The organism is Nocardioides sp. NPDC054178 (genome assembly GCF_055585005.1).
In genome coordinates this window covers 197,035-221,512 of sequence record NZ_JBVJKY010000005.1, presented here as the reverse complement: position 1 = coordinate 221,512, position 24,478 = coordinate 197,035, and the positions used below count along the sequence as shown (strand labels likewise).

24 protein-coding genes and 1 riboswitch are annotated in these 24,478 nt (G+C 70.4%); of the genes, 14 read left to right on the top strand and 10 right to left on the bottom strand.

The window, feature by feature from the left end; all coding sequences use genetic code 11:
• The first annotated feature begins 118 nt into the window (after positions 1-118).
• A complete protein-coding gene (locus ACZ6WN_RS19565) occupies positions 119-871 on the top strand; it encodes an NYN domain-containing protein (RefSeq protein ID WP_465866900.1) in 753 nt (250 codons plus the stop codon).
• 10 nt (positions 872-881) lie between these two features.
• On the opposite strand, the gene ACZ6WN_RS19560 is transcribed toward ACZ6WN_RS19565, so the two are convergent.
• Complete coding sequence (locus ACZ6WN_RS19560; RefSeq protein ID WP_465866898.1) at positions 882-1,541, bottom strand: glycoside hydrolase family 19 protein; 660 nt, start codon at positions 1,539-1,541, stop codon at positions 882-884.
• Between the two features lie 80 nt (positions 1,542-1,621).
• A riboswitch (cobalamin riboswitch) is annotated at positions 1,622-1,741 on the top strand.
• A 66-nt stretch (positions 1,742-1,807) separates the two neighbouring features.
• Between ACZ6WN_RS19560 and ACZ6WN_RS19555 the strand changes: the two genes are divergently transcribed.
• Genes ACZ6WN_RS19555 through ACZ6WN_RS19535 form a run of 5 tightly spaced genes read left to right on the top strand, consistent with a single transcriptional unit; the run spans position 1,808 to position 7,068 of the window.
• Entirely contained in the window at positions 1,808-2,881 is a 1,074-nt protein-coding gene (locus ACZ6WN_RS19555) for a prenyltransferase/squalene oxidase repeat-containing protein (protein ID WP_465866897.1), read from the top strand.
• Positions 2,875-3,513, top strand: a complete 639-nt coding sequence (locus ACZ6WN_RS19550) for a hypothetical protein (RefSeq protein ID WP_465866896.1) — start codon at positions 2,875-2,877, stop codon at positions 3,511-3,513. The genes ACZ6WN_RS19555 and ACZ6WN_RS19550 overlap by 7 nt, the downstream gene beginning before the upstream one ends.
• Entirely contained in the window at positions 3,510-4,625 is a 1,116-nt protein-coding gene (locus ACZ6WN_RS19545; RefSeq protein ID WP_465866894.1) for a CbiQ family ECF transporter T component, read from the top strand. The genes ACZ6WN_RS19550 and ACZ6WN_RS19545 overlap by 4 nt, the downstream gene beginning before the upstream one ends.
• Entirely contained in the window at positions 4,622-6,265 is a 1,644-nt protein-coding gene (locus ACZ6WN_RS19540) for an ABC transporter ATP-binding protein (RefSeq protein WP_465866893.1), read from the top strand. The genes ACZ6WN_RS19545 and ACZ6WN_RS19540 overlap by 4 nt, the downstream gene beginning before the upstream one ends.
• Positions 6,262-7,068: an ECF transporter S component gene (locus tag ACZ6WN_RS19535; RefSeq protein WP_465866891.1), complete on the top strand. Its 807-nt coding sequence runs from the start codon at positions 6,262-6,264 to the stop codon at positions 7,066-7,068. Before ACZ6WN_RS19540 ends, ACZ6WN_RS19535 begins: the two co-directional genes overlap by 4 nt.
• A gap of 1 nt (position 7,069) precedes the next feature.
• On the opposite strand, the gene ACZ6WN_RS19530 is transcribed toward ACZ6WN_RS19535, so the two are convergent.
• The 5 genes from ACZ6WN_RS19530 to ACZ6WN_RS19510 form a co-directional block, all read right to left on the bottom strand.
• The gene (locus tag ACZ6WN_RS19530) at positions 7,070-7,993 is read right to left on the bottom strand and encodes an alpha/beta fold hydrolase (protein ID WP_465866889.1); all 924 of its coding nucleotides are present in this window, start codon (positions 7,991-7,993) and stop codon (positions 7,070-7,072) included.
• Positions 7,990-8,247, bottom strand: coding sequence for a hypothetical protein (locus tag ACZ6WN_RS19525; protein WP_465866887.1), 258 nt, complete (start codon positions 8,245-8,247; stop codon positions 7,990-7,992). Before ACZ6WN_RS19525 ends, ACZ6WN_RS19530 begins: the two co-directional genes overlap by 4 nt.
• Before the next feature lie 120 nt (positions 8,248-8,367).
• Positions 8,368-9,270: an EamA family transporter gene (locus tag ACZ6WN_RS19520; RefSeq protein WP_465866885.1), complete on the bottom strand. Its 903-nt coding sequence runs from the start codon at positions 9,268-9,270 to the stop codon at positions 8,368-8,370.
• Between the two features lie 30 nt (positions 9,271-9,300).
• Entirely contained in the window at positions 9,301-11,946 is a 2,646-nt protein-coding gene (locus ACZ6WN_RS19515) for a glycoside hydrolase family 65 protein (protein WP_465866883.1), read from the bottom strand.
• On the bottom strand, positions 11,943-12,698 hold the full coding sequence (locus ACZ6WN_RS19510) for an HAD family hydrolase (protein WP_465866881.1): 756 nt from the start codon (positions 12,696-12,698) through the stop codon (positions 11,943-11,945). Before ACZ6WN_RS19510 ends, ACZ6WN_RS19515 begins: the two co-directional genes overlap by 4 nt.
• A 138-nt stretch (positions 12,699-12,836) precedes the next feature.
• Here ACZ6WN_RS19510 and ACZ6WN_RS19505 point away from each other — a divergent pair, with 138 nt between their 5' ends.
• Positions 12,837-13,904, top strand: coding sequence for a WD40/YVTN/BNR-like repeat-containing protein (locus ACZ6WN_RS19505; RefSeq protein WP_465866880.1), 1,068 nt, complete (start codon positions 12,837-12,839; stop codon positions 13,902-13,904).
• Positions 13,905-13,924: 20 nt separating this feature from the next.
• Here ACZ6WN_RS19505 and ACZ6WN_RS19500 read toward each other — a convergent pair whose 3' ends face one another.
• Both ACZ6WN_RS19500 and ACZ6WN_RS19495 read right to left on the bottom strand, forming a co-directional pair.
• Entirely contained in the window at positions 13,925-14,404 is a 480-nt protein-coding gene (locus ACZ6WN_RS19500) for a DUF5615 family PIN-like protein (RefSeq protein WP_465866878.1), read from the bottom strand.
• Complete coding sequence (locus ACZ6WN_RS19495; protein WP_465866877.1) at positions 14,401-14,625, bottom strand: DUF433 domain-containing protein; 225 nt, start codon at positions 14,623-14,625, stop codon at positions 14,401-14,403. The genes ACZ6WN_RS19500 and ACZ6WN_RS19495 overlap by 4 nt, the downstream gene beginning before the upstream one ends.
• Before the next feature lie 258 nt (positions 14,626-14,883).
• On the opposite strand from ACZ6WN_RS19495, the gene ilvD reads away from it, so the two are divergent.
• The 6 genes from ilvD (at position 14,884) to ACZ6WN_RS19465 (ending at position 20,249) form a co-directional block, all read left to right on the top strand.
• Positions 14,884-16,731: a dihydroxy-acid dehydratase gene (gene ilvD, locus ACZ6WN_RS19490; protein ID WP_465866876.1), complete on the top strand. Its 1,848-nt coding sequence runs from the start codon at positions 14,884-14,886 to the stop codon at positions 16,729-16,731.
• Between the two features lie 72 nt (positions 16,732-16,803).
• Positions 16,804-17,367 carry a pyridoxamine 5'-phosphate oxidase family protein gene (locus tag ACZ6WN_RS19485; protein ID WP_465866875.1) on the top strand — a complete coding sequence of 188 codons (564 nt, stop codon included), beginning with the start codon at positions 16,804-16,806 and terminating at the stop codon, positions 17,365-17,367.
• A 91-nt stretch (positions 17,368-17,458) separates the two neighbouring features.
• A complete protein-coding gene (locus ACZ6WN_RS19480; protein ID WP_465866873.1) occupies positions 17,459-18,706 on the top strand; it encodes an MFS transporter in 1,248 nt (415 codons plus the stop codon).
• On the top strand, positions 18,678-19,379 hold the full coding sequence (locus tag ACZ6WN_RS19475) for a GNAT family N-acetyltransferase (RefSeq protein WP_465866871.1): 702 nt from the start codon (positions 18,678-18,680) through the stop codon (positions 19,377-19,379). The genes ACZ6WN_RS19480 and ACZ6WN_RS19475 overlap by 29 nt, the downstream gene beginning before the upstream one ends.
• Positions 19,380-19,491: 112 nt before the next feature.
• Positions 19,492-19,806: an SHOCT domain-containing protein gene (locus ACZ6WN_RS19470; RefSeq protein WP_465866869.1), complete on the top strand. Its 315-nt coding sequence runs from the start codon at positions 19,492-19,494 to the stop codon at positions 19,804-19,806.
• Positions 19,807-19,838: 32 nt separating this feature from the next.
• The gene (locus ACZ6WN_RS19465) at positions 19,839-20,249 is read left to right on the top strand and encodes a VOC family protein (RefSeq protein WP_465866867.1); all 411 of its coding nucleotides are present in this window, start codon (positions 19,839-19,841) and stop codon (positions 20,247-20,249) included.
• 4 nt (positions 20,250-20,253) lie between these two features.
• Here the strand turns inward: ACZ6WN_RS19465 and ACZ6WN_RS19460 are convergent, their stop codons facing one another.
• Positions 20,254-21,591 (bottom strand): ABC1 kinase family protein, encoded by a 1,338-nt coding sequence (locus ACZ6WN_RS19460; protein ID WP_465866865.1) that lies wholly within the window; start codon positions 21,589-21,591, stop codon positions 20,254-20,256.
• A 54-nt stretch (positions 21,592-21,645) separates the two neighbouring features.
• Here ACZ6WN_RS19460 and ACZ6WN_RS19455 point away from each other — a divergent pair, with 54 nt between their 5' ends.
• Positions 21,646-23,799: a prolyl oligopeptidase family serine peptidase gene (locus ACZ6WN_RS19455; RefSeq protein ID WP_465866863.1), complete on the top strand. Its 2,154-nt coding sequence runs from the start codon at positions 21,646-21,648 to the stop codon at positions 23,797-23,799.
• Here the strand turns inward: ACZ6WN_RS19455 and ACZ6WN_RS19450 are convergent.
• Positions 23,780-24,262 carry a nitroreductase/quinone reductase family protein gene (locus ACZ6WN_RS19450; RefSeq protein WP_465866861.1) on the bottom strand — a complete coding sequence of 161 codons (483 nt, stop codon included), beginning with the start codon at positions 24,260-24,262 and terminating at the stop codon, positions 23,780-23,782. The genes ACZ6WN_RS19455 and ACZ6WN_RS19450 overlap by 20 nt on opposite strands.
• Between the last annotated feature and the right edge of the window lie 216 nt (positions 24,263-24,478).

Here is a 24,478-nt window from a genome sequence, read left to right as displayed (position 1 = left end):
TCGGCTCGTCCTGACAACAGAATCCGCCGAGTCGGCGCGTTATGACGCGCCGACTCGGCGGCGGTTTTGGTCAAGATGAGCCGACTCGGCGGTGGGGTTGCCTGGCAGACTGTCCGGCGTGACCGAGCCCTTCCGCATTGCCCTGCTCATCGACGCGGACAACGCTCCCGCGACCAAGATCGACGCGATCCTCAACGACCTGGCCGAGTACGGCGAGGTCACGATCCGGCGGGCCTACGGCAACTGGACCAAGCCCGAGCTCAAGGGGTGGATCGAGGAGCTGCACGACGCCGCGATCCGGCCGATGCAGCAGTTCGACCTGACCGCCCACAAGAACGCCTCCGACATGGCGCTCGCCATCGACGCCGTGGAGCTGCTGCACGCGGCGATCCCGGACGCGTTCGCACTGGTCTCCTCCGACTCCGACTTCACGCCGCTGGTGCACTACCTGCGGGAGAAGGGGCGCGCGGTCTACGGCTACGGCCGGGAGAAGACCCCGGCGCCGTTCAAGAGCGCCTGCACCCGGTTCACCGTGGTCGAGAAGCTCGGCGACTCCGAGGAGGAGACCGACACCGAGACCGGGGCCACGCCCGCCCGCAAGCCGTCCTCCTCGGCGACCTCGGGTCAGCTGCTCAAGCGCAACGCCCGGCTGATCCAGCTGCTGCGCAACTCGATCGCCGCGGCCGCCGACGACGACGGCTGGGCCTTGGTCGGCACGGTCGTCTCCCGCATCCGCAACCAGTCCTCCGAGGACCCCCGCAACTACGGGTACGCCACCTGGACCAAGCTCATCAAGGCGATCGACCTCTTCGAGCTCAAGGACGAGGGCACCTCGGCGATCGCGGTCAGCGACAAGCGCACCAAGAAGTGACGTACGCCGGCTAGGACGCGTCCGCGGTGCGGTCCTGGTCGTTGGCCGTCTTCGGGCGGGCGCAGGTGATCCCCCGGGGCACCGACCCGTTGAGGTGCTTCAGCGCGGCCTTGAAGTCGCGGCAGCGCTCGGCGTCCTCCTTCTTGTTGGACGGATAGCCGATCGCCGCGTTGACCCTGCCCATGTCGAGGGCGTCGGCGAGCGGGTTGATGTCGCGGGCGACGGTCCAGTACCACCGCGAGATCGGCGCGCTGTGGTCCAGCGACCGGGCCAGCTCGGGGCGGCGGCGCAGGTCGATGTCGAAGTAGGCGCCGGCGTCGGTGTAGTTGGCCTCGCCGGTCAGCTGGATGTAGCCGCGGCCGGCGTACTTCCGCTTGTCGTGGGGGCCCTTGGCGTCGTGGTGGAAGGAGCTCTCGTTGGCGAGCGTGGCCAGGTAGGCCGCCTGCCGGTAGGGGGTCGTGATCCGGGCATCGGACATGGCGCGGTTGAGGGTCGGCAGCCCGGTCTCGACGGTCTGCCGGTTGCCGACCTTGTCGCCGAACATGGCGACCAGGTCGGCGTAGGTGACCGATGTCCGAGCCGGCGCCGCGACCGCCGTCGTGGCTGGGCAGAGGGCGAGGAGGGTGGCCGAGATCGACGCTGCGACAAGGCCGAGAATCCTGTGGCGCATGGGGACAGAGTGACTGCTCGGCGGCGATCGCGCAAGCAGCCTCGGCCCGGCATAAGATTGCCCCCGAATCAAGCAGAGCCTCAATCAACACACGCCGTGGTGGGGGAAGCCGGTCGAATCCCGGCGCTGACCCGCAACCGTAGGCTCAGGCCCGAGTGTCCTGAGCGAGCCGGAGCACCTGCCGACGGACGCGTACTGACCTGACGCTGTCGTGGAACGCAGCGGGTCGGCCCTGGGCCTTCCCGACGAACAGCGTGGAAGGAACCATGAAGAAGACCGTCCTCGGCGGCATCGCCGCCGCCCTCGCCCTCACTTCCCTCGCCGCCTGCGGCGAGAAGACCGTGGAGGAGGGGGAGAAGCCCACCTACGACGCGAAGGTGTCGACGTCGGTGGCCGACTGGCTCGTCGCCCAGGCGCCGGAGGGCGTGGCTCACAACGCGCAGTACGGCACCGACGACTTCGGGCTCAGCGCCGACATCGGGATCGCACTGGCCGAGGTCGGCGGCTACGACGACGAGATCGCCACGATCGCGGCGGCCGTGATGGAGAACAAGAAGGCGTACACCTCGCCCGGGTTCGGCACCGTCACCTCGGCCGGCGCCACCGCCAAGGCGCTCGTGCTCCAGCAGAACGTCGACGCCTCCGACCCCGGGCTGCTGAAGCAGCTCGAGGGCACCGTCGCCGAGAACGGCCGCATCGCCGACGAGCTCGACCCCAAGGACAAGAAGGCGGCCGACTACTCCAACACCATCGGACAGTCGTACGCCGTGTGGGCGCTCAACAACGCCGAGAGCAAGGAGGCCGCGGCCGCGACGGAGTTCCTGGCCGGGCAGCAGTGCGAGGAGGGCTGGTTCCGGGTCACCTTCACGGCCGACCCCGCCGCCGACGACCAGACCTGCGACGCCGACCCGAAGGCCACCCCCGACGCCGACGCGACCGCGTTCGCGCTGATCGCCCTCTCCACGGCGGCCTCTCCGGAGGCGGAGAAGGCCGTCAAGGCAGGCGTGGAGTGGCTGAAGGAGACCCAGGCCGAGGACGGCTCGTTCAAGGCCGCGACCGGCAACATCGCCAACTCCAACACCACCGGCCTGGCCGGGTGGGCGTTCGGGCGCGCCGGTGAGACCGAGGCCGCGGAGAAGGCGGCGGCCTGGGTCGCCGACCACGTCGTCACCTGCGGCGACGACGCCGGCGCGGTCGCCTACGACGACGCCGCGCTGACCGAGGGCAACACCAAGGGCCTGACCAAGGAGTCCGAGGGGATGTACCGCCTCGCCGCCGCGCAGGCGCTGCCGTCGCTGGTCTTCCTGCCCAAGGACGCGACCACGAAGAGCTCGTGCTGATCCTGCGCGATCTCCTGGTGGCCCTGGCGTTCCTCGCCGGGGCCACCGCACCCATCTCCTCGGCAGCCGCATCGCCTGCTGCATCGACGGCTGCATCGACGGCCGAGGCGTGTGACGGCGTCACCGTCGTCGTCGAGCCCAACGCGCTGGGTGGCGCGCCCGAGGTCACCTGTGTCCGGCCCGACGAGGGCGACACCGGCGCGGACCTCTTCGAGAAGGCGGGACATCCGCTCACCTACGTGACCTCGATGCCCAGCGTCGTGTGCCGCATCGACGAGCGCCCGAAGGCCGCCGGGTGCGCCCAGATGCCGCCTGCCGACGCCTACTGGTCGCTGTGGATCACCGACGATTCGGGGGCCTGGAGCTACGCCTCCAGAAATGTTACCGAAATCAGCGTGACCTCCGGGCAGGGTGTTGCGTTCACGTGGATAGACGACGATGTCGTTACCGCTCCGGCGACGGAGCTTGGGGATGCTGTGGGGGCGCCCTCAAGCCCGTCGCCGGAGTTATTTCCGCAGGACTCGGCTTCTCGACCCTCCTCCGAGCCCGCGCGGCTGCCCGGATGGGTCGCGCCGGCAGGGATCCTCGCCCTCTTCACCGTCGCGGGTGCCGTGTGGTGGCGCCGACGATGACCACGTTGCTCCGTGAGGCCGTGGTCGCGCACCTGCCCCGCGACCTGCACCCCGTCGCCTGGTGGGTGTGGGCGATCGGCCTGGCCGCGTACGCCTCCTTCACCACCAACCCGCTGCTGCTCCTGCTCGTGGTGGGGGTGGTGTCGGTCGTGGTCGCCGCGCGCCGCGGCGAGCAGCCGTGGGCGAAGGCGTTCCGGCTCTACGTCGGCCTCGCGGTCTTCATCGTCGTGACCCGGGTGCTCTTCCGGGTGCTCCTGGGTGCGGTGCCGGGTCACGTGCTCATCGATCTTCCCGAGATCCCGCTCCCAGAGTGGGTGCTGGGGATCCGGCTGCTCGGGCCGCTCACCCGGGAGGCGCTGCTGGCCGGCCTCTACGACGGGATGCGGCTGGGGGTCATCGTGATCTGCGTCGGCGCGGCCAACGCGCTGGCGAACCCGAAGCGGCTGCTGCGCTCGCTGCCGCCGGCGCTCTACGAGATCGGCACCGCTGTCGTGGTCGCCGTGACGGTGCTGCCGCAGCTGGCCGAGTCGGTGCAGCGGGTGCGGGCCGCGCAACGGCTGCGCGCCGGCGCGACCGGCAACGTCAAGCGGCTGCGCCGCTTCCTGGTGCCGGTGCTCGAGGACGCCCTGGAGCGGTCGATGGCGCTGGCGGCGGGGATGGACACGCGTGGCTACGGACGTACGGCCGGCGTCGCCGTAGGCACCCGGCGGATCACCTCGGTGCTCATGCTGGTCTCGCTCGTCGGGCTCTGCGCCGGCGTCTACGCGGTGCTGGACGGCACCACGCCCGGCTGGCTCGCCGCCACCATGCTGAGCCTCGGCGCCGGCACCGCGGCCGGAGGGCTGGCACTCGCCGGTCGCCGGGTGACGCGGACCGTCTACCGACCCGACCGGTGGCGCTGGCCGGAGGTCGTGGTGGCGCTGAGCGGGATCGTGGTGGCCATCGTGGGCTGGTGGGTCGCCCGTGATCAGGTCCCGGTCGCCTTTCCCGGGGTGAGCACCGTCCCGGACGTCACGCTGAGCGCCATGCTGGGTGTGCTCGTCGGCCTGGTCCCGGCGGTCGCCGCCCCACTACCGGCATCATCGCTCGTTCACGAGGAGGCAGTCGCATGATCGAGCTGCGAGGCATCACGTTCACCCCGCCCGACTCCTCCGAGCACGTGCTCAAGGACGTCGACCTCACCATCGAGGAGGGCGAGCTGCTCCTCGTCTCCGGTCCGACCGGCTCGGGGAAGTCGACGTTGCTCGGTGTGCTCGCGGGTCTGGTGCCGCGCTTCTCCGGCGGTGTGCTCGACGGTGACGTGCTGCTGGACGGGGCCTCGATCGTTCGTACGCCGCCGCGCGAGCGCGCCGGGATCATCGGCTGGGTCGGGCAGGACCCGGTGGCCGGGTTCGTCACCGACACGGTCGAGGAGGAGCTCGCCTACGGGATGGAGCAGCTCGGCCTCCCGCCGGCGACCATGCGGCGCCGGGTGGAGGAGACCCTCGACCTGCTCGGCATCGCCGAGCTGCGACAGCGGTCGCTGCGGGAGCTCTCCGGCGGTCAGCAGCAGCGCGTGGCGATCGGCTCGGTGCTCACCACCCACCCCCGGGTCGTCGTGCTCGACGAGCCGACCTCCGCCCTCGACCCCACCGCCGCCGAGGACGTGCTCGCCACCATCACCCGGCTGGTCCACGACCTCGGCACCTCCGTCGTGCTCGCCGAGCACCGCCTCGAGCGCGTGGTGCCGTTCGCCGACCGGATCGCGCTCCTCGTCGGCGACGGCTCCGTCGCCGTCGGCGAACCGGCCGAGATCCTCGCGTCCTCGCCCATCGTGCCGCCGCTCGTCGAGCTCGGCCGCGAGCTGGGGTGGTCGCCGCTGCCGTTGACCGTGCGGGATGCCAAGCGGAAGGCGAGAGGTGTGGCGCTCGTTGACCGTGTCGGTCATCTCGACAGGCTCGCCAGCACTCGCGGCTCGGCCGACGAAACCGCTGGTCGAGCCGCCGGAGCCGCTGGGCGAAGGCGTGTCGAGACCAACACAGTCGGCTTGAGCACCCGCTCTCTCACCGTCACCCGCGGACGTACGCCGGTCCTGCACGACGTCTCGATCGAGCTGCCCGCGGGGCGGGTGACGGCGCTGATGGGGCGCAACGGCTCGGGCAAGTCGACGCTGCTGTGGACGCTGCAGGGGACCCAGAAGCGGCTGGCCGGCTCGGTGGACGTGGCCGGCAAGGACCCGGCGACCCTCGACCCCGACCGACGCCGTGCCCTCGTCGGGCTGCTGCCGCAGACCGCGGCCGACCTGCTCTACCTGGAGACGGTCGCCGAGGAGTGCGACGCCGGTGGCCCGCGGACCCGGGAGATCCTGGACAGCCTCGTCCCCGGCATCCCCGACGGCCAGCACCCTCGCGACCTCTCCGAGGGCCAGCGGCTCGCGCTGGCGCTGTCGCTGATCCTGAGCGCCGACCCGCCGGTCGTGCTCCTCGACGAGCCCACCCGCGGCCTCGACTACGCCGCCAAGCAGGCACTGTCCGAGATCCTGCGCGAGCTCACCGAAGCCGGCAAGGCGATCCTGGTGGCGACCCACGACGTCGAGTTCGTCGCCGAGGCCGCCGACGACGTGGTGGTGCTCGCCGACGGCGAGGTGGTCTCCGCCGGTGACGTACGCAGCGTCACGGCCGAGTCGCCCGCGTTCGCGCCCCAGGTGAGCAAGGTGTTCGGCCCGGGCTGGCTGAACGTGCGCGAGGTCGTCGCGGCGGTGGGCGAGGGATGATCCGGTTCTCGCCCCGCACGGCCATCCTGCTCGCGATCATCTCCGTGGCCGGGCTGATGATGTTCTGCTGGCCGCTGCTGCTCCACGGTTACGAGCGGGTGCAGCCGCCGTTCATCTTCCTGGCGCTGCTGCCGCTGATGCTGGTGGTGCTGCTGAGCGAGCTCGCCACGGGCGGGATCGACACCCGGATGATCGCGGTCCTCGGCGTGCTCAGCGCGATCGAGGCCGTCCTGCGCGCCGTCTCCGCCGGCACCGGAGGGGTGGAGCTGGTCTTCTTCATGCTCATCCTCGGCGGCCGGGTCTTCGGCCCCGCCTTCGGGTTCGTCCTCGGCTGCACCAGCCTGTTCGTCGCCGCGCTCGTGACGGCCGGCGTCGGGCCGTGGCTGCCCTACCAGATGCTCGGCGCCGCCTGGGTGGCGATGGGAGCCGGGCTCCTGCCACGCGCGAGCGGCCGCCGCGAGATCGGGCTGCTGGCGGCGTACGGGATCTTCGCCTCCTACGCCTACGGTCTCCTCCTCAACCTGCAGGGCTGGCCGCTGCTCACCGGCGTCACGGTGCCGGGCGCGAGCGGCAACCTCTCCTACGAACCGGGCGCGGAGTTCAGCGAGAACCTGGCGACGTTCCTGCGCTACACCCTGGTCACCTCGACCAGCAGCTGGGACACCGTGCGCGCGATCACCACCGCGGTCGCCATCGCCCTGCTCGGCCCCGCCGTCCTCGCCACCCTGCGCCGCGTCGCCCGTCGGGCCACCGTCACCGGGGTCGTGACCTCGACAGGCTCGACAGGCGCGACCGCCGGCTAGGTCAGGCGCGCTGGTGCTCGGCGACCCGGGCGAGAAAGGCCAGCAGCAGCTGGTGGACCCGGTCGGGCTGCTCCATCTGCACGAAGTGGGTGCCGTCGAGCTCGACGAAGGTGCCGTCCTTGACCCCGGCGGCGACCCGCGACATGTGGCGCGCACCGGCGATGAGGTCGCGGGTGCCCGCGACCAGCACGACCGGCACCTTGATCCGGCGCAGCGAGACCGAGCGGCGCTGGGAGGTGCGCAGCGCGAGGTGGAAGTACCACTCGACCGGGGTGGTCAGGAACTCGGCCAGGGCCGCCGCGGCGAGCTCGGGATCGGGGACCTTGCCGATCAGGCCCGCCTTGGAGAACACCTCGATCGCCCGCGGGCCGAGGTCGAGACGCGCCGCCAGGGGAGTGATCAGGGAGCCGGTGCGACACAGCACCCGCGAGGCGGTGCGGGTCATGATCGCGGCGGCCGGGGCGGGCAGCCGCAGCGGCCCCAGCATCGACTTGAACGTGTCCCCGGGCACCCCGGCGACACCGAAGACGCCGGAGACCCGCTCGGGGTGGTCCGCGGCCAGCTCGAAGGCGGTGTTGACCCCGATCGACCAGCCCATCACCACCGGCCGGGAGAGCGCGAAGGCGTCCATCACCGACAGGGCGTCCTCGGCGAAGTGCCTCGAGGTGGTCTGCTCCGGGTCCTTCGGCCGCGCCGAGCCGGAGGTGCCGCGGTGCTGCCAGGAGACCACGCGTACGCCGCACGAGGTGTGCAGCAGCGCCGGCCAGTTCCACGGGCTGGTGCCGAGGCCGTTGCACAGCAGCACCGTCGGCCCCTCGATGACACCCTCGGGGTCGTTGGTCCAGGCGCGGATCAGGGTGCCGTCGTCGGAGAGCACGTCACGGAACGCGACCGTCGACTCGGCCATCGCCCGCGGTGGATTCATGCCGACATTCTCTCCGAAGCGAGCAGTTGGAGATAGTGCTGGACATCCTCACGCTCGGCACGCCGCAGCAAGAGCGCCTCCTCGGCGGCCTTGGCGTTGTGCCGGGCGACGAGCTGGGAGGCCACCGGCCAGGCGAGCAGCAGCTGGATCGGTCGGAGGAACGGGCCGACCATCCGACCCGCGGTGCGCGCGGCGAGGAGGGCGGCGACCTGGGCGACGGCGGTGGTGTGTACGGGTGCGGTGATGGTCGACAACGGAGCAACTCCAAGGACAGGCGGCGGACCGGGCGGCGGAGGGGGAGTTGTCACCGAACTGTAGTGACCTCAACGTTCGGAGTCAGTGACGTTCCGATGTCGCTTGTGTGAAACACCCCACTACGCCGGGGTCGACTCGGCCGGCACGTGGTGCGCAGGCTTCCCGGTCGTGGTCGCGCCCGCGGAGGCGACCACGACACAGGCGATCGCCAGCCACTGCAGGACCGAGAGTCCCTCGTGGAGGATCAGGATCGCGGCCAGGGCGCCGGCGGCCGGCTCCAGCGACATCAGGATCGCGTAGAGCCCCGACTTGATCGAGCGCAGGGCGACGAGGTCGAGGGAGTAGGGGATCACCGAGGACATCAGCCCCACCATCAGCCCGACCAGCCACACGTGCGGAGACCCGAGCCCCTCGGCGTACGCCATCGCCGCAGGCGTCAGCGCCAACGCCGCGACCGTGGAGGCCAGGGCGAGCCCGTCGAGCCCCTCCCACCGCGCTCCGGTCGCCTTCGACAGCAGGATGTACGCCGCCCAGCAGACCCCCGCGAGCAGCGCGAAGAGCACGCCCACGATCGAGATCCGGCCGGGTTCGAGGCCGAGCAGCACGACCCCCGCAGCGGCCAGGGCGACCCAGACCAGGTCGCGGGCCCGCCGCGAGGTGACCAGCGCGATCGTGAGCGGACCGATGAACTCGATGGTCACCGCGATGCCGATCGGGAGCCGGGCGAACGACTGGTAGATGGCCCAGTTCATCAGCCCGAGCGAGGCCCCGAAGGCGACCACGACCAGCCAGTCCCGCCGCGAGAGGCCGCGGACCCGGGGCCGGGTGATCGCCAGCAGGATCAGCGCGGACAGCGACAGCCGCAGCCACACCATGGCGGTCGGGGAGACCTCGTCGAAGAGCGACTTCGCGAAGGTCGCGCCGACCTGCACCGACGCGATCCCGATCAGGACCAGGACGACCGGGTGGGCCAGCTTCGCCCGGAAAGAGGAGGCTCTACCGGTTGAGAAGCGTGGGACCACCCGGTCAGTCTAGGTCCACGTAAAGACCCGCTACTGCGCCGAGTCCGTCTGCGAGATGTTGGAGAGGTTGGTGGCCTTGTTGGCCTCCTCAGCGAGCCGCTCGGACCCGCGCACGGAGTCGTGCGGGATCGTGGCGTGCTCGATGTGGTCCTGCTCGTAGATCTCCGGCGGGATCGGCGGGGGCACGGTGGCGGTGATGCGTGATCCGTCGGGGCGGATGCCGCGGTGCGGTTCCTCGTCGATGTGGGCGCCGATCCGCGGTCCCTGGTCGGCGAGCGGCACGATGACCGGCGATCCCTTCGAGACCACGAACTCCTCCCCGCGGACGCTGATCGGGATGTCGAACTCCTCGCCCGGCGTGTCCACGACGGTGAAGACGATCTGGTCCCGGGTCAGCGCGACCTGCATCCGGGTCGAGTGCCACTGGACCCGGAAGACCAGCGAGTCCCACTGGACGGGAAGGCGCGGGTCGAAGGAGAGCTTGCCGTCGTAGTCGCGCATCCCGCCGAAGCCGAACGCCAGCCCGCTCCACACGCCGCCGGTCGAGGCGATGTGCATCCCGTCGACGGTGTTGCCGTGCATGTTGTGGAGGTCGACGTAGAGCGCGTCGTAGAAGTAGCGCAGCGCGTCGTCCTGGTAGCCCACCTCGGCCGCCACGATCGACTGCACGACCGCCGAGAGCGTCGAGTCGCCGGTGGTGATCGGGTCGTAGTACTCGAAGTCGGCCCGCTTCTCCTCGGGGGTGAACCTGTTGCCCTGCTGGAAGAGGGCGAGCACCACGTCGGTCTGCTTGAGCACCTGGAACCGGTAGATCACCAGCGGGTGGTAGTGCAGGAGCAGGGGACGTACGTCGTCGGGGGTGTTGGGCAGGTCCCACACCTCGCGGTCGAGGAAGTTGTCGTCCTGCGGGTGGATGCCGAGCCCCTCCTCGTAGGGGATGTGCATCGCGGCGGCGCAGCGACCCCACTCCTCGACCTCGTCGGGGGAGATGTCGAGGCGGCCCATGACCTGCGCGTACTCGCGCGGATAGTCCCTGCGCAGCATCTCGATGGTCTCGACGGCCTTCTCCAGGTTGTAGCGGGCCATCACGTTGGTGAACAGGTTGTTGTTGACCACCGTGGTGTACTCGTCCGGCCCGGTCACCCCGTGGATGTGGAAGGACGGCTCGCCGTTGTGGCGCCAGAAGCCGAGGTCGGCCCACATCCGCGAGGTCTCGACCAGGATGTCGACGCCCTCGCGGATGAGATAGCCGATGTCACCGGTCGCGTAGACGTACTTCATCAGCGCGAAAGCGATGTCGGCATCGATGTGCACCTGCGCCGTGCCGGCCGCGTAGTAGGCCGAGGCCTCCTGCCCGTTGATGGTGCGCCAGGCGAACAGCGCACCCTTCGCGGCCATCTCCAGCGCCCGCTGCCGGGCCGCGGGAAGCATCACCGAGCGGGCGTGCATCACGTTGCGGGCGACCTCGGGCTGGGTGTAGCAGAGGAAGGGGACGACGTAGCACTCCGTGTCCCAGAAGTAGTGGCCCTCGTAGCCGGAGCCGGTGACCCCCTTCGCCGGGACGCCGAGCCCGTCGGTGCGGGCGGTCGCCTGGGCCAGCGAGAACAGGTTGAACCGGATCGCCTGCTGAGCCGCCGCGATGTCCTCGGCGTCGCCCTCGTCGGCCGCGGAGATCTCCACGTCGGCGGCGGACCAGAACTCGTCGTACCAGTTGCGCTGGTCGCGCTCGAAGTGGCCGACGCCGAGACGGATCGCCCGGTCGAGCGTACGTCCGCAGCGGTCGGCCAGCTCGCGCACCGGCACCCCGCGGGAGGTGTGGTACGCCACCGTCTTCTGCATCCGCAGCGTGCTGCCCTCGGTCGCGTCGACTCGGAAGACCGTCTTGGCCAGGTCGTCCTCGGCACGGACGACCGTCTCGACCGGGTCCGGGGTGTCGAGCTGGTGGGCGGCACTGACCGCGATCGTCATGCCCGAGTTGGCGCACCGGTAGCCGAGCATCATCTGCTCCTCGTCGGCGACCGAGAGCTGCGGGAGCAGGACGCGGGTGTCGAACGCGGAGGCCTTGCGCGGGTCCATGCCCTCGCCCAGCGCCGCCGACGGCACGTGGTACTCGTCCTTGCCGTCTTGCCGGTTGAGCAGCTGGGAGGAGATCACGATCGGCGCGGCGCCGCTCAGCATCGTGATCTCCAGGGTCTGGATGGAGAGGTGGCGCTGCGTCATCGACACCATCCGGGTCGACTTGATCGCGACCCGCTTGCCCGAGGGCGTACGCCACACCAGATGCCGTCGCAGCACGCCCTCGCGGAAGTCGAGCACCCGCTCGTACTCCTCCAGGTCCGAGGTGCCGAAGGTCAGCGGCTCGTCGTCGACGTAGATCTTCATGATCTTGGCGTCGGGGGCGTTGACGATGGTCTGGCCGGTCTTGGCGAAGCCGTAGGCGTTCTCGGCGTGGCGGATCGGCCAGGTCTCGTGGAACCCGTTGATGAAGGTGCCGTGCGCGTAGGTCGGGCGACCCTCCTCAGGGGTGCCGCGCATGCCGAGATAGCCGTTGGCGACGCTGAAGATCGTCTCGGTCAGGCCGAGGTCGTCGGGGGAGTAGCTGGTCTCCACCAGCCGCCACGGGTCGATGGGGTAACGGGCCCGGTCCAGGGGGTTCGGGCCGACGTTGGTCTTCACTGCTGTGCTCCTCGAGCAAGTGGATCGGGGATGAGTTCCGCAAGGTCGGATACGACGAGACTGGCGCCGGCGGCCGTGAGGGTGTCGTGGCCTGCACCACGGTCCACCCCGACGACGAGCGCGAACTCTCCTGCCTTGCCGGCGCGCACCCCGGAGACGGCGTCCTCGAGCACGACGGCCTCGCTCGGGGTGGCTCCGAGGACCTTACCGGCGTAGACAAACGTGTCCGGTGCAGGCTTGCCGGGCAGGCCCAGCTCTTCTGCGACGGCTCCCGAGACGACCGTCTCGAACCGGTCCAGCAGCCCCGCCGCCTTCAGCACGGTCGGTGCGTTGACCGACGACGACACCACGCCGAGCCGGACGTCGAGGGTGGCGAGATAGTCCAGGAACTGCACCGAGCCGGGGTAGGCCTCCACGCCGTCGCGCTCGAGCACCATGTTGAACGCGAGGTTCTTGCGGTTGCCGAGACCGCAGACGGTCTCGAGCTCGGGGGCGTCCTCCGGGGTGCCCTCGGGAAGCCGGATGCCGCGGGAGGCGAGGAAGTCACGGACGCCGTCGTAGCGCGGCTTGCCGTCGACGTACGCGAAGTAGTCCTGGTCGGTGTAGGCCGGCGCGCCCGGGGTCTTCTCCTGCAGGTAGGCGTTGAACATCTCCTCCCACGCACGCATGTGCACGACCGCGGTCGGCGTGATCACGCCGTCGAGATCGAAGAGGATCGCGGTGAACGTCTCCCAGGCAACAGGTCTGGTCATGACTTCAGGCTAGGGGCTGGGCCGCCCAGGCCGAAGAACCCGGCCCTCCCGGTGTCGCCGGCGCGGGATGTTTTCCCTCCGCGTTCTGTCCCCGAAATCTCCTGGCCACGAACGGCGACCGGGTGGATGCTGGAAGGCATGGGTACGCAGCTGCTGGTCGGGACCCGGAAGGGTCTGTGGATAGGGCGCTCTGACGACGCCCGCCAGGACTGGGACTTCACCGGTCCGCACCATGACATGGAGGAGATCTACTCCGCCATGATCGAGCCCGGGACCGGGCGAGTCCTTGCCGGATGCTCCTCGCTGTGGCTGGGCGCGCTGGTGCGCGCCTCCGCCGACGGCGGCGAGACCTGGACCGAGACCTCGATGTCGTTCCCCGAGGACGTCGACGCGAGCCTGGCCCGCGTCTGGCAGCTCCAGCCCGGGCTGCCGGAGGGCACGATCTGGGCCGGCGTCGAGCCCGGCGCGATCTTCCGGTCGGGTGACGGCGGCGCTTCCTTCTCGCTGGTGCGGGGGCTGTGGGACCACCCGCACCGCACCGAGTGGAACGAGGGGTTCGGCGGTCAGGCGTTCCACACGATCCTGCCGCACCCGACGGACCCGGACTCGGTGACCGCGGCGATCTCGACCGGCGGCGTCTACCACACCTCCGACGGTGGGGAGACGTGGGAGGCACGCAACAACGGCATCATCGCGGTCTTCCTGCCCGAGGGGCAGCAGTACCCCGAGTTCGGCCAGTGCGTCCACAAGGTCGCCCGCCACGCCTCCCGCCCCGAGCGGCTCTACCTGCAGAACCACGGTGGCGTCTACCGCTCCGACGACGAGGGCCGGTCGTGGAAGTCCATCGCCGACGGGCTCCCCACCGACTTCGGCTTCGCGGTGGTCGTCCACCCGCAGGAGCCCGACACGATCTTCACCTTCCCGATCGGCGCCGGCGAGTCCCGCTACCCACCGGAGGCCAAGCCGATCGTGTGGCGCTCGCGCGACGCCGGCGACCACTGGGAGGCGCTCGACAAGGGCCTGCCCGACCACTTCTACGTCGGGGTCATGCGCGACGCGATGTGCGCCGACGACCATGAGACGGCCGGCGTCTACTTCGGCGCCCGCAACGGCTCGGTCTGGGCCTCCGCCGACGCCGGCGAGACCTGGCGCGAGATCCTCCGCGACATCCCCGACGTGATGGTGGTCCGAGCCGCCAAGGTGTGAATGCGCTGGTGGTTCGGTGGTCAATCGCCGCGGAGTTGATCCATCAGTTCGTCCGTGGACCGTCCGGTGGTGGAGGTGCCGCGCATTCGGTTCACCACCTCCTCGCCCTTCGACGACGGCGGTGGCTTCGAGGTGCGCAGAGGCAGGGGACGTACGCGGAGGTGATTGCCGCCCAACGAGACGACGGCGCCGGCCTCGAGGTCCTTGGCGACGGTCGGGAGGTTGGCGAGAAGGATCGACACCTGTGCACTCGGCGTCAGGGGGTCGGCCGACCTCAGCAGGACGAGTGATGGCGCCGTCCGTCCTGTCAGAGCGAGGATCTGAGCAAAGTCGCTGTCCGAGGAGATGACGGTGCGGCGCTCCTCGGCTGCCACAAGCGAAATGGCCTCATCTGTTGCCGAGTGCATGTCGATGTCGTAGACGTGCACCGCATCGTGCCCGCCGGCATGAAGGCCGGCCGCTACCTTCGGGGAGAGATTCGCGTCGATCAAGAGCCTCATGCGGCCACGAACGGTCGCTCGCTCTGGACCGACTCGGCTGCGAACGCCAACACGGCCAGGATGTCTTCGCGCTCGAGGTAGGGGTAGTCGTCGAGGATCTGGTCGACCGACTGCCCCGCAGCGAGCTGCCCGAGGACCGCGGTGACGGTGACCCGGGTGTCCCGAACCGTCGGAAGACCGCCCATGCGGGCAGGGTCGACGGTGATGCGCTGGTTGGTCATGCATTGATGGTACGTCCCAGGAATGGTTGACGCAGTGCGTATCTCGGTCGCCAACGTCGCGATGCCGCTTTCTGCACGTGGTCGATCTGCAACCAGATCGGAGCGGACGTATCCGCGAAGGTGTGAATGATCCGTGCAGCGACGCAGCGTCGGTCAGTGCGCCGATCGTGGTCGCCCGCCGGCCCCTGAGCGATCGGCATGCGTCCACCGCGTGGCGCTGTGTGCAAAGACGTACGCCACCGGGTCTAGCCTTCTGGTATGCCCACTCTTCGCTCCGCAACCTCGACCTCGGGCCGCAACATGGCGGGTGCGCGCGCACTCTGGCGCGCGACCGGGATGACCGATGACGACTTCGGCAAGCCGATCATCGCGATCGCCAACTCGTTCACCGAGTTCGTACCCGGCCATGTCCACCTCCGTGACCTCGGCAAGATCGTCGCCGAGAAGATCCAGGAGGCCGGCGGAGTGGCCAAGGAGTTCAACACGATCGCCGTCGACGACGGGATCGCGATGGGCCACGCCGGGATGCTCTACTCGCTGCCGAGCCGCGAGCTGATCGCGGACGCGGTGGAGTACATGGTCGAGGCGCACCGCGCCGACGCGATCGTGTGCATCTCCAACTGCGACAAGATCACCCCCGGCATGCTGCTGGCCAGCCTGCGCCTCAACATCCCCGTCGTCTTCGTCTCCGGCGGCCCGATGGAGGCCGGCAAGACGACCGCCATCGAGGGGATCGTGCATGACAAGCTCGACCTGGTCGACGCGATGGTGCTCTCGGTCAACGAGGCGGTCAGTGACGAGCAGCTCGACGTCATCGAGCGTGCCGCCTGCCCGACCTGCGGCTCCTGCAGCGGCATGTTCACCGCCAACTCGATGAACTGCCTCACCGAGGCCATCGGTCTCAGCCTGCCCGGCAACGGGTCGACCCTGGCCACCCACGCCAAGCGCCGCGCGCTCTTCGAGGAGGCGGGACGTACGGTCGTCGAGCTGTGCCGCCGCTACTACGAGGAGGGCGACCAGTCGGTCCTGCCGCGCTCCATCGCCAGCCGCAGCGCGTTCGAGAACGCGGTCGCGCTCGATGTCGCCATGGGCGGCTCGACCAACACGGTGCTGCACCTGCTCGCGGCCGCGCGCGAGGCCGAGCTCGACTTCAACGTCCACGACATCGACGCGATCTCGCGTCGGGTGCCGTGCCTGAGCAAGGTCGCCCCCAACAGTCCGAAGTACCACATGGAGGACGTCCACCGTGCCGGCGGCATCCCCGCCCTGCTCGGCGAGCTGCTCCGCGGCGGCGCGCTCAACACCGACGTCCACACCATCCACTCCGACACCGTCGAGGAGTGGCTGGGCGCCTGGGACATCCGCGCCGAGAACCCCAGCCAGGAGGCGCTCGACCTCTTCCTCGCCGCACCCGGCGGGGTGCGTACGACCGAGGCGTTCTCCACCGAGAACCTCTGGGCGAGCCTGGACACCGACGCCGCCGAGGGCTGCATCCGCGACTTCGAGCACGCCTACTCCGAGGACGGCGGGCTGGCGATCCTGTCGGGCAACATCGCCCCCGACGGCTGTGTCGTGAAGACCGCCGGAGTCCCCGACGAGTGCCTGACCTTCACCGGCACCGCGATCGTCTTCGAGTCCCAGGACGACGCGGTCGACGGCATCCTCGCCAAGAAGGTCGAGGCCGGCCACGTCGTGGTGATCCGCTACGAGGGCCCGAAGGGTGGGCCGGGCATGCAGGAGATGCTCTACCCGACCTCATTCCTCAAGGGCCGCGGTCTGGGCCAGAAGTGCGCGCTGATCACCGACGGCCGCTTCTCCGGCGGCACCTCGGGGCTCTCGATCGGCCACGTCTCCCCGGAGGCGGCCGGCGGCGGCCTGATCGCCCTGATCGAGGACGGCGACCAGATCTCCATCGACATCCCGAACCGCTCGATCTCCCTCGACGTCGACGACATCGTCCTCGACGAGCGTCGCGTGGCCCAGGAGAAGCGCGAGAAGCCCTACACCCCGGCCAACCGCGACCGGAAGGTCTCCGCGGCCCTGCGGGCGTACGCCTCGATGGCCACCTCGGCCTCCGACGGCGCCTACCGCAACGTGCCGGAGTAGCCAGGAGGACCCGAGGTCCGCCCGCTGGATATCGCGGGCGGACCCGGCGTCGGTGCTGGCACCATCTGCCGCATGGGAAAGGTTCATGCGCGCGTCGAGGGGCGGCTGCGGGAGTTCGTCGACCGTCAGGTCGTCTTCTTCGTCGCCACCGCACCGCTCTCCGGTGAGGGTCACGTCAACCTGTCGCCGCGGGGCATCCCGGGCACCTTCGGGATGCTCGACGAGCTCACCTTCGCGTGGGTCGACGGCACCGGGAGCGGCAGCGAGACGATCGCGCACCTACGGGAGAACGGCCGGATCACCGTGATGTTCTGCGCCTTCGACGGGGCGCCGAACATCGTCCGCTTCCACGGACGTGGCCGGGTCGTGACCCGCTACGAGGAGGAGTACGCCGAGCTCGCCGGCCGCTTCACGGACCTTCCCGGTGCCCGGGCGGTCGTCGTCGTGGACATCGAGCGGGTCTCCGACTCCTGCGGCTTCGCCGTGCCGCTGATGTCGTACGTCGGCGAGCGCGACCTGCTCCCGGCGTACTTCGAGCGCAAGGGGGTCGACGGGTCGGCCGAGTATCGGCACCGGAAGAACCTCACCAGTCTCGACGGGCTCCCGGCGTTCGACTTCGACCCGGTGGCCGAATAGCCGTCTGCGCGACTGTCGAAACCGGCGGCGACCGTTCGTGGCATGGGTGAGGGGCCGGCACGGCGGCCCACTTGATGCGGGAGTGGTTGCGATGTCGGATCGATGGAAGCGGAACCTGCTGGTCTTCCTCGGCGGCCAGACGGTGTCGTCCTTGGGATCGATGATCGTCGGGTACGCGGTGATGTGGCACCTCACCGTCGAGACCGGGTCGGCCGCGGTGCTGACCCTGAGCGTCGCGGCCGGGATGCTGCCGCAGGCGGTGGTCTCGGTCTTCGGCGGGGTGTGGGCCGACCGGCACTCGCGCAAGCTGTTGATCATCGGGGCCGACTCGACGATCGCGGTCGCCACCTTGGTCCTCGCGCTGCTGATGCTGAGCGGGGTCGGCGACCTGTGGATGATCTTCGTCGCGATGGCGGTCCGCTCGGCGCTGGCCGGTGTCCAGGGGCCGGCGGTCAACGCCATGCTCCCGCAGATCGTCCCGGCCGAGCACCTGATGCGGGTCAACGGCGTCCAGCAGACCATCCAGTCGGGGATGATGCTGTTCGCGCCCGCTGTGGCCGCCGCGGTCTACGCGAGCACCGGCATCGTCGCGGTCTTCTTCATCGACGTGGTGACGGCCGTGGCCGGCGTACTCCTGCTGCTGGCGGTGCCGGTGGCGCGGACGGTCCGCTCGACGGAGCCCGTGAGCTACTTCGGTGATCTCCTCGCCGGGGTGAGGTACGTCAAGGCGAACCCCTCGGTGCGCTGGGTGATGGGGCTCGTGGCGGTCGTGATGTTCATGGCCGGCGCCCCGGCGCATCTGACGCCGCTGATGATCACCCGCAGCTTCGGTGACGAGGTCTGGATGCTGAGCGTCAACGAGCTGTTCTGGAGCGTCGGGATGGTCCTCGGCGGCGCGCTGATGGCCGTCTTCGGGCCCCGGGTGAAGCGCCGGGTGCGGCTGATGGTGGCTGCCTCGGTCGGTGTCGGGGTGCTCGTCGTCGGGCTGGGCGTCTCGACCGACTTCTGGGTGTTCTCCGTCGCCGGCCTGGTGATCTGCATCCTCTTCCAGACGCTGCTGGTGCCCGCCGCGACCGTCCTGCAGGAGCAGGTCGAGGACTCGATGCGCGGCCGGGTGTTCGGGTTCTACGGGATCGTGATGTCGGTGGCGATGCCGGTCTCGATGATCGTCTTCGGGCCGCTCGCGGACCGGTTCGCGGTGGAGTCGGTGATGGTCCTCGCCGGGGTGCTCCTCCTGGTCTGCCTGGTCGGGATGCTCGCCCTCGGCGCCGCCCGGCGCTCGCTCGCGACGGTCGGCGAGAATGAGGACCGTGACGAACTTCTTGTATCCCGTGGGTGATGTCGTCGAGGGCTGGGAGCCGCGGCCGTGGCCCGAGACGGTGACCCTCGAGGGGAGCTACGTCCGGGTCGCGCCGCTCTCCTCGGCGCAGTACTCCGACCTCTACGCCGCGGTCTGCGGCCCCGGCGACGCCGACCTGTGGACCTACCGGCCGATCGCGATGCCGACCTCGCTGCAGGACCTGTGGATGCATCTGGCGGGCCTCGTCGACGCGGCCGACGTCGTGCCGTTCGCCTTCGTCCCGAAGGAGGGGGAGCGGGAGGGCCGGGCGAGCGGGGTCGCGGGCTTCCACGCGATCAACCCCGCGAACGGGAGCATCGAGGTCGGTGGGGTGCTCTTCGGCCCAGCGCTGGCCCGCACCCGGGCGGCGACGGAGGCGGTCCACCTGCTCATGCGGCACGCCTTCGACACGCTGGGCTACCGGCGCTTCGAGTGGAAGCTCGACGCGCTCAACGAGCCGTCCCGGCGGGCCGCGGAGCGGCTCGGGTTCAGCTATGAGGGCCGGTTCCGCAACCACATGGTCGTGAAGGGCCGCAACCGGGACACCGACTGGTTCTCGGTGACGGCGCAGGAGTGGCCGAGCGTGCGGGACGCGCACGAGCGCTGGCTCGACCCGGCCAACTTCGACGAGCAGGGGCGCCAGCGCAGCCGGCTCCGGCCCCCGACCGAGTAGGGGCTGCGTACGCACGATTGCGTACGCGGCCCCCGCTCCTGAGCCGATGTCCCGATGGCTCACACGCATCAGTCTGAGGGCATAGGCAAGCCCGACAGATTGGACACGAGCAATGAGCATCAACGAGACGGTGGCCACGGTGGTGGCCGACGACCACTGGGGTCCGTGGCGCGAGAGCGGACCGTGGCAGGACGGGGGAGGGCCGCCGGCGTTCTGGCCTATCTTCCCGATCCTGTGGTTCCTGGTGATCGCGGCGATCATCACCGCGATCGTCCTCCTCAACCGCAAGCGGGTGGCCGAGGCACCGCGGCGCGCGGGCGAGGCGAGGCTGGCCGAGAGGTACGCCGCGGGCGAGATCGAGGAGGACGAGTACCGGGCGCGTCGCGAGGTCCTGCGCGAGAAGCCGAACCGGGCGACAGAGGCCTGACACCCCTGCTGGTCCATGGCAGGGTGGCTGCCATGGACCAGCGCATCAGCTTCATCACCGTGGCCGTCGCCGACGTCGCGGCCAGCCGGTCGTTCTACGTCGACGGTCTCGGCTGGACCCCCGAGATGGAGGCCGACGGCGTGCTCATGATCCGCGTCGGTGAGCACGTGATCCTCTCGCTGTGGGACCGCAGCGAGTTCGAGGAGGAGGTCGGCACGATCGCCGTCGCCGACGGCGTGGCGCCGTTCACCCTCGCCCACAACGTCGCCACCCGCGAGGAGGTCGACGACGTCCTGGACCTCGCCCGGTCGCTGGGGCGTGAGGCCTCGGCCGCCGAGGAGCGGGTCTGGGGCGGCTACACCGGCTACTTCGCCGACCCCGACGGCGTGCGCTGGGAGATCGCCTACAACCCGGGACCGGTGGGGCAGACCGTGCTGCCCTGACGCCTCAGTCCGCGAACCCGGGCAGGTGCTCCTCGAGGATCTCCCGGAACGGCGCCTCCGCGTTGAGCTGCGCCAGCACCCCGAGACCACCGAGCCAGACCCGGTGGATGAGCAGGTAGGACGGCGGCAGGTTGAGCTTGAGCCCGACCGTGTAGGCGGGGTCCTTGGGATCGTTGATCCGCTTGAACTCCTCCCGCATCCACTCCCGGGTGAACCGGAAGCGCTCCTCCAGCGCCGGGGTCACGAACGGCGCGAGGTAGTCGAGCACGTGCTGCGGCTCGACCTTGATGCCCTCGCGGATGAAGCCCTCGTGGCGCAGGCCCGCGACCAGCGCGTCGGCGTCGCCGGTCGAGGCGATCCGGATCAGCCGCCCCATCGGCTCGGGGAAGCCCCGTTCCGGCAGCCGCGCGGCGAGACCGAAGTCGAGCACAGCCAGCCGGCCGTCGGGAAGGACGCGGAAGTTGCCCGGATGAGGGTCGGCGTGGAGCATCCCGGTCAGCTCCGGTGCGGAGAACCAGAACCGCACGAGCAGCTCGCCGTAGTGGTCGCGCTCCTCGGGTGTGCCCTCGGCGATCACCTTCGCGATCGAGCCCTCCGACTCCACCCACTCGGTGACGAGCACGCTCGGTCCCACCGCGACGACATCGGGGACGTCGATCAGGGGATGGTCCGCGTACGCCTCGGCGAAGACGTGCTGGGCCTCGGCCTCCTTCGGGTAGTCGAGCTCCTCGACGACCCGCTCCTGCAGCTCGGCGACCAGCGCCTTGACGTCCATCCCGGGCACGACCGCGTTGCCGATCGCGGCGACCCGGCCGATCTGGCGCAGGTCGGCCCGCAGCGCATCGTCGGCGCCCGGGTACTGCACCTTCACCGCGACCTCGCGGCCGTCGGCCCACCGGCCCCGGTGGACCTGCCCGATCGAGGCCGAGGCGGCCGGCTCCTCGGAGAGCTCGACCAGCTGCGAGGCCCAGTCGGGGCCGAGGTCGCGGGCCAGCAGGCCGCGGACGATGCCGGTCGGCATCGGGGGAGCGGAGTCCTGGAGCCGGGTGAGCTGGGCGCGGTAGTGGGCCGCCTGCGACTCCGGCAGCGCCGCCTCCATGATCGAGAGCATCTGGCCGAACTTCATCGCGCCGCCCTTGAGCTCACCCAGGGTGCGGAACAGCTGGTCGGCCGTACGCTGGTGGACGTCGGCCAGCACCGCCTCGGCGGGCTTGCCGCCGATCCGCTTGCCGAGCCCGAGCGCCTTGCGCCCGGCGTACCCCATCGGCAGCGCGGCCAGCTTCGCCGTCCGTGTCGCCGCTCGCCGCGGCAGACCTTTCGACGACCCCTCCGCATCACTCATGTCCCAATTGTGCCGGTCTGCTGCAACTTGCACACCGCGAAGTAGCCTTCCGGCATGAGCTCTGACCCGACGATCGTGACCCCGCTCGACCCCGCCGCAGAGGATCCGTTCGGCTGGCTGGAGGACGTCGAAGGGGTCGAGGCGCTGGCCTGGGTGCGGGCGCGCAACGAGGAGGCCCACGCGAGCGTCGGCGCCGATCCGGTGTTCGCGAAGATCGAGGCCCAGATCCTCGAGGTGCTCGACTCCGACGACCGGGTGCCCGAGGTCTCGCGCCTCGGTGAGCACCTCTACAACTTCTGGCGCGACGCCGACCACGAGCGTGGCATCTGGCGGCGCACCACCCCGGAGTCCTACCGCACCGACGACCCCGAGTGGGAGATCCTGCTCGACCTCGATGCGCTCGCCGCCGACGAGGGCGAGAGCTGGGTCTGGCACGGCGCCTCGGTGCTCCGGCCCGAGCCCGGCGAGCCGTGGCGCAAGGTGCTCGTCGACCTCTCCCCGGGCGGCTCGGACGCCGATGTGACGCGGGAGTTCGACCTGGTCACCAGGGCCTTCGTGAGCCCGGCCGAGGGCGGCTTCACCCGCGCCGTCGAGCAGGGCGGCGCCAAGGGCGCGCTCTCCTGGTGCGGCCCCGACGCGGTCTACGTCTACACCGACTTCGGCCCCGGTTCGCTGACCCCGAGCGGCTACCCGCGCATCGTGAAGCTGTGGCGCCGCGGCACCCCGTTCGAGGACGCGGCCGTGGTCTACGAGGGCACCGACGAGGACATGTACATCTCCGCCCGCCACATCCACACCCCCGGCTTCGAGCGCGACCTGGTCAGCCGCTCGATCGCCTTCTACAAGTCCGAGACCTACGTCGCCACCGACCCCGGCACCCCCGAGCAGACCCTCACCAAGCTCGACATCCCCGACTCCGCCGAGGCCGGCTTCCACCGCGAGTGGCTGGTCATCGAGCTCCGCGACGAGTGGACCCCGAAACAGGAGACGTACGCCGCCGGCTCGCTGCTCGCGATCGAGGCAGACCGGTTCCTGGCCGGGGAGCGCGACCTCACCGTGCTCTTCGAGCCCACCGCGAGGACCTCCCTCGCCGGGGCGACCTGGACCCGCAACCATCTCGTCGTGAACGTGTTCGAGGACGTCAAGAACCAGCTCCATGTGCTCACCCCGTCCGCCTCGGGCGAGTGGATACGATCCGAGTTCCCCGTGACCGACCCGGTGGCCGCGGTCGGCACCCGTGCCGTCGACGCGGTCGAGTCCGACGAGGTCTGGGTCGTCACCAGCGGCTACCTGACTCCGACGACGTACGGCCTGACCACCATCGGTGCCGAGACGATCGAGCCGCTCAAGTCGGCGCCGGCGTGGTTCGACACCGCGGGGCTCCGCGCCGAGCAGCGCTTCGCCACCTCGGCCGACGGCACCCGGATCCCCTACTTCATCGTCGGCTCCGAGGCCGCGCTCGACGGCAGCAGCCCGGCCCCGACGCTGCTCTACGGCTACGGCGGCTTCGAGATCCCGATGACGCCGGGCTACTCCGCCGGAGTCGGCCGGTCCTGGCTCAGCGAGGGCGGCGTCTACGTCGTCGCCAACATCCGCGGGGGAGGGGAGTACGGCCCGGCCTGGCACCAGGCGGCGCTGAAGGAGAACCGGCACAAGGCCTACGAGGACTTCGCCGCCGTCGCCCGCCACCTCGTCGAGACCGGCGTGACCGACGCGGGCCACCTCGGGATCCAGGGCGGCTCCAACGGCGGGCTGCTGACCGGCAACATGCTCACGCTCTACCCCGAGCTGTTCGGCGCCGTCGTGATCCAGGTGCCGCTGCTGGACATGAAGCGCTACTCGCACCTCCTCGCCGGGGCGAGCTGGATGGCCGAGTACGGCGACCCGGACGTGCCGGAGGAGTGGGAGTACATCAAGACGTTCTCGCCCTACCACCTGCTCGACGGCTCCAGGACCTACCCGCCGGTCCTGCTCACCACCTCCACCAAGGACGACCGCGTCCACCCCGGTCACGCCCGCAAGATGGCCGCGCTCCTGGCCGCCACCGGCAAGGACGTCACCTACTACGAGAACATCGAGGGCGGCCACGGCGGTGCTGCCAACAACGCCCAGTCGGCCCATCTCTCGGCGTTCGCCTGGACCTTCCTGCGCGAGCGGCTCGGCCACGGTCAGGAGCGGCCCGCGGAGGTCACGCCGACGGCTCGGTGACCTCCAGGACCACCACGGGCGTCTGGTGCGAGCGCCGGGCGGCGAAGTCGTCGAGCTCGCCCCAGCCGTCGTCGGCGGCCGCGAGCAGCGCCCACAGCCGCTCGCGCTCGGGTCCGGTGGCCTCGTGGGCGCGCACCTGCCGTGGCCCGTCGACGGTCTCGGCCAGGGCTTCGGGCCGGGCCTGCAGGTTGAGCCACCAGGCGGGCGGTGGGTCGGCCCAGCCGTTCATCGCCAGGGTCACGTAGGCCGACCCGTCGGGGACGTAGGACAGGATGACCGAGCGTTCCTGTCCGGTGCGGCGGCCGACCGTGGTCAGCCGGAGCATGCCGGCCCGGTCCGGGCGCGGGCGGCGCAGGAAGCGCGCTCCGCCCGCGGCGTACAGCCGGCGGTGGAACCACCACGCGGCGCGGATGAACCAGCGTGGCGGCAGCCACGCGGATCCGTGCTTCTCGTCGGTCGACATCGTTGCCTCCACGGGGCAGAGAGACCCGAGATCCACAGGTACGTCCAGGCTAGCGATCCGCTGGCGCCGGTCGCCTCGGTGAGAACCCTGAGATCCGACCCAGCCGAACGACTGACAGATACTGGGACGGTGATCTCAGATCATGGGACGCGCGATAGGGTGAGGTGACACGGCGCGACACATGGGGTTAACGTGTGGGCATGCTGAACAGCATTC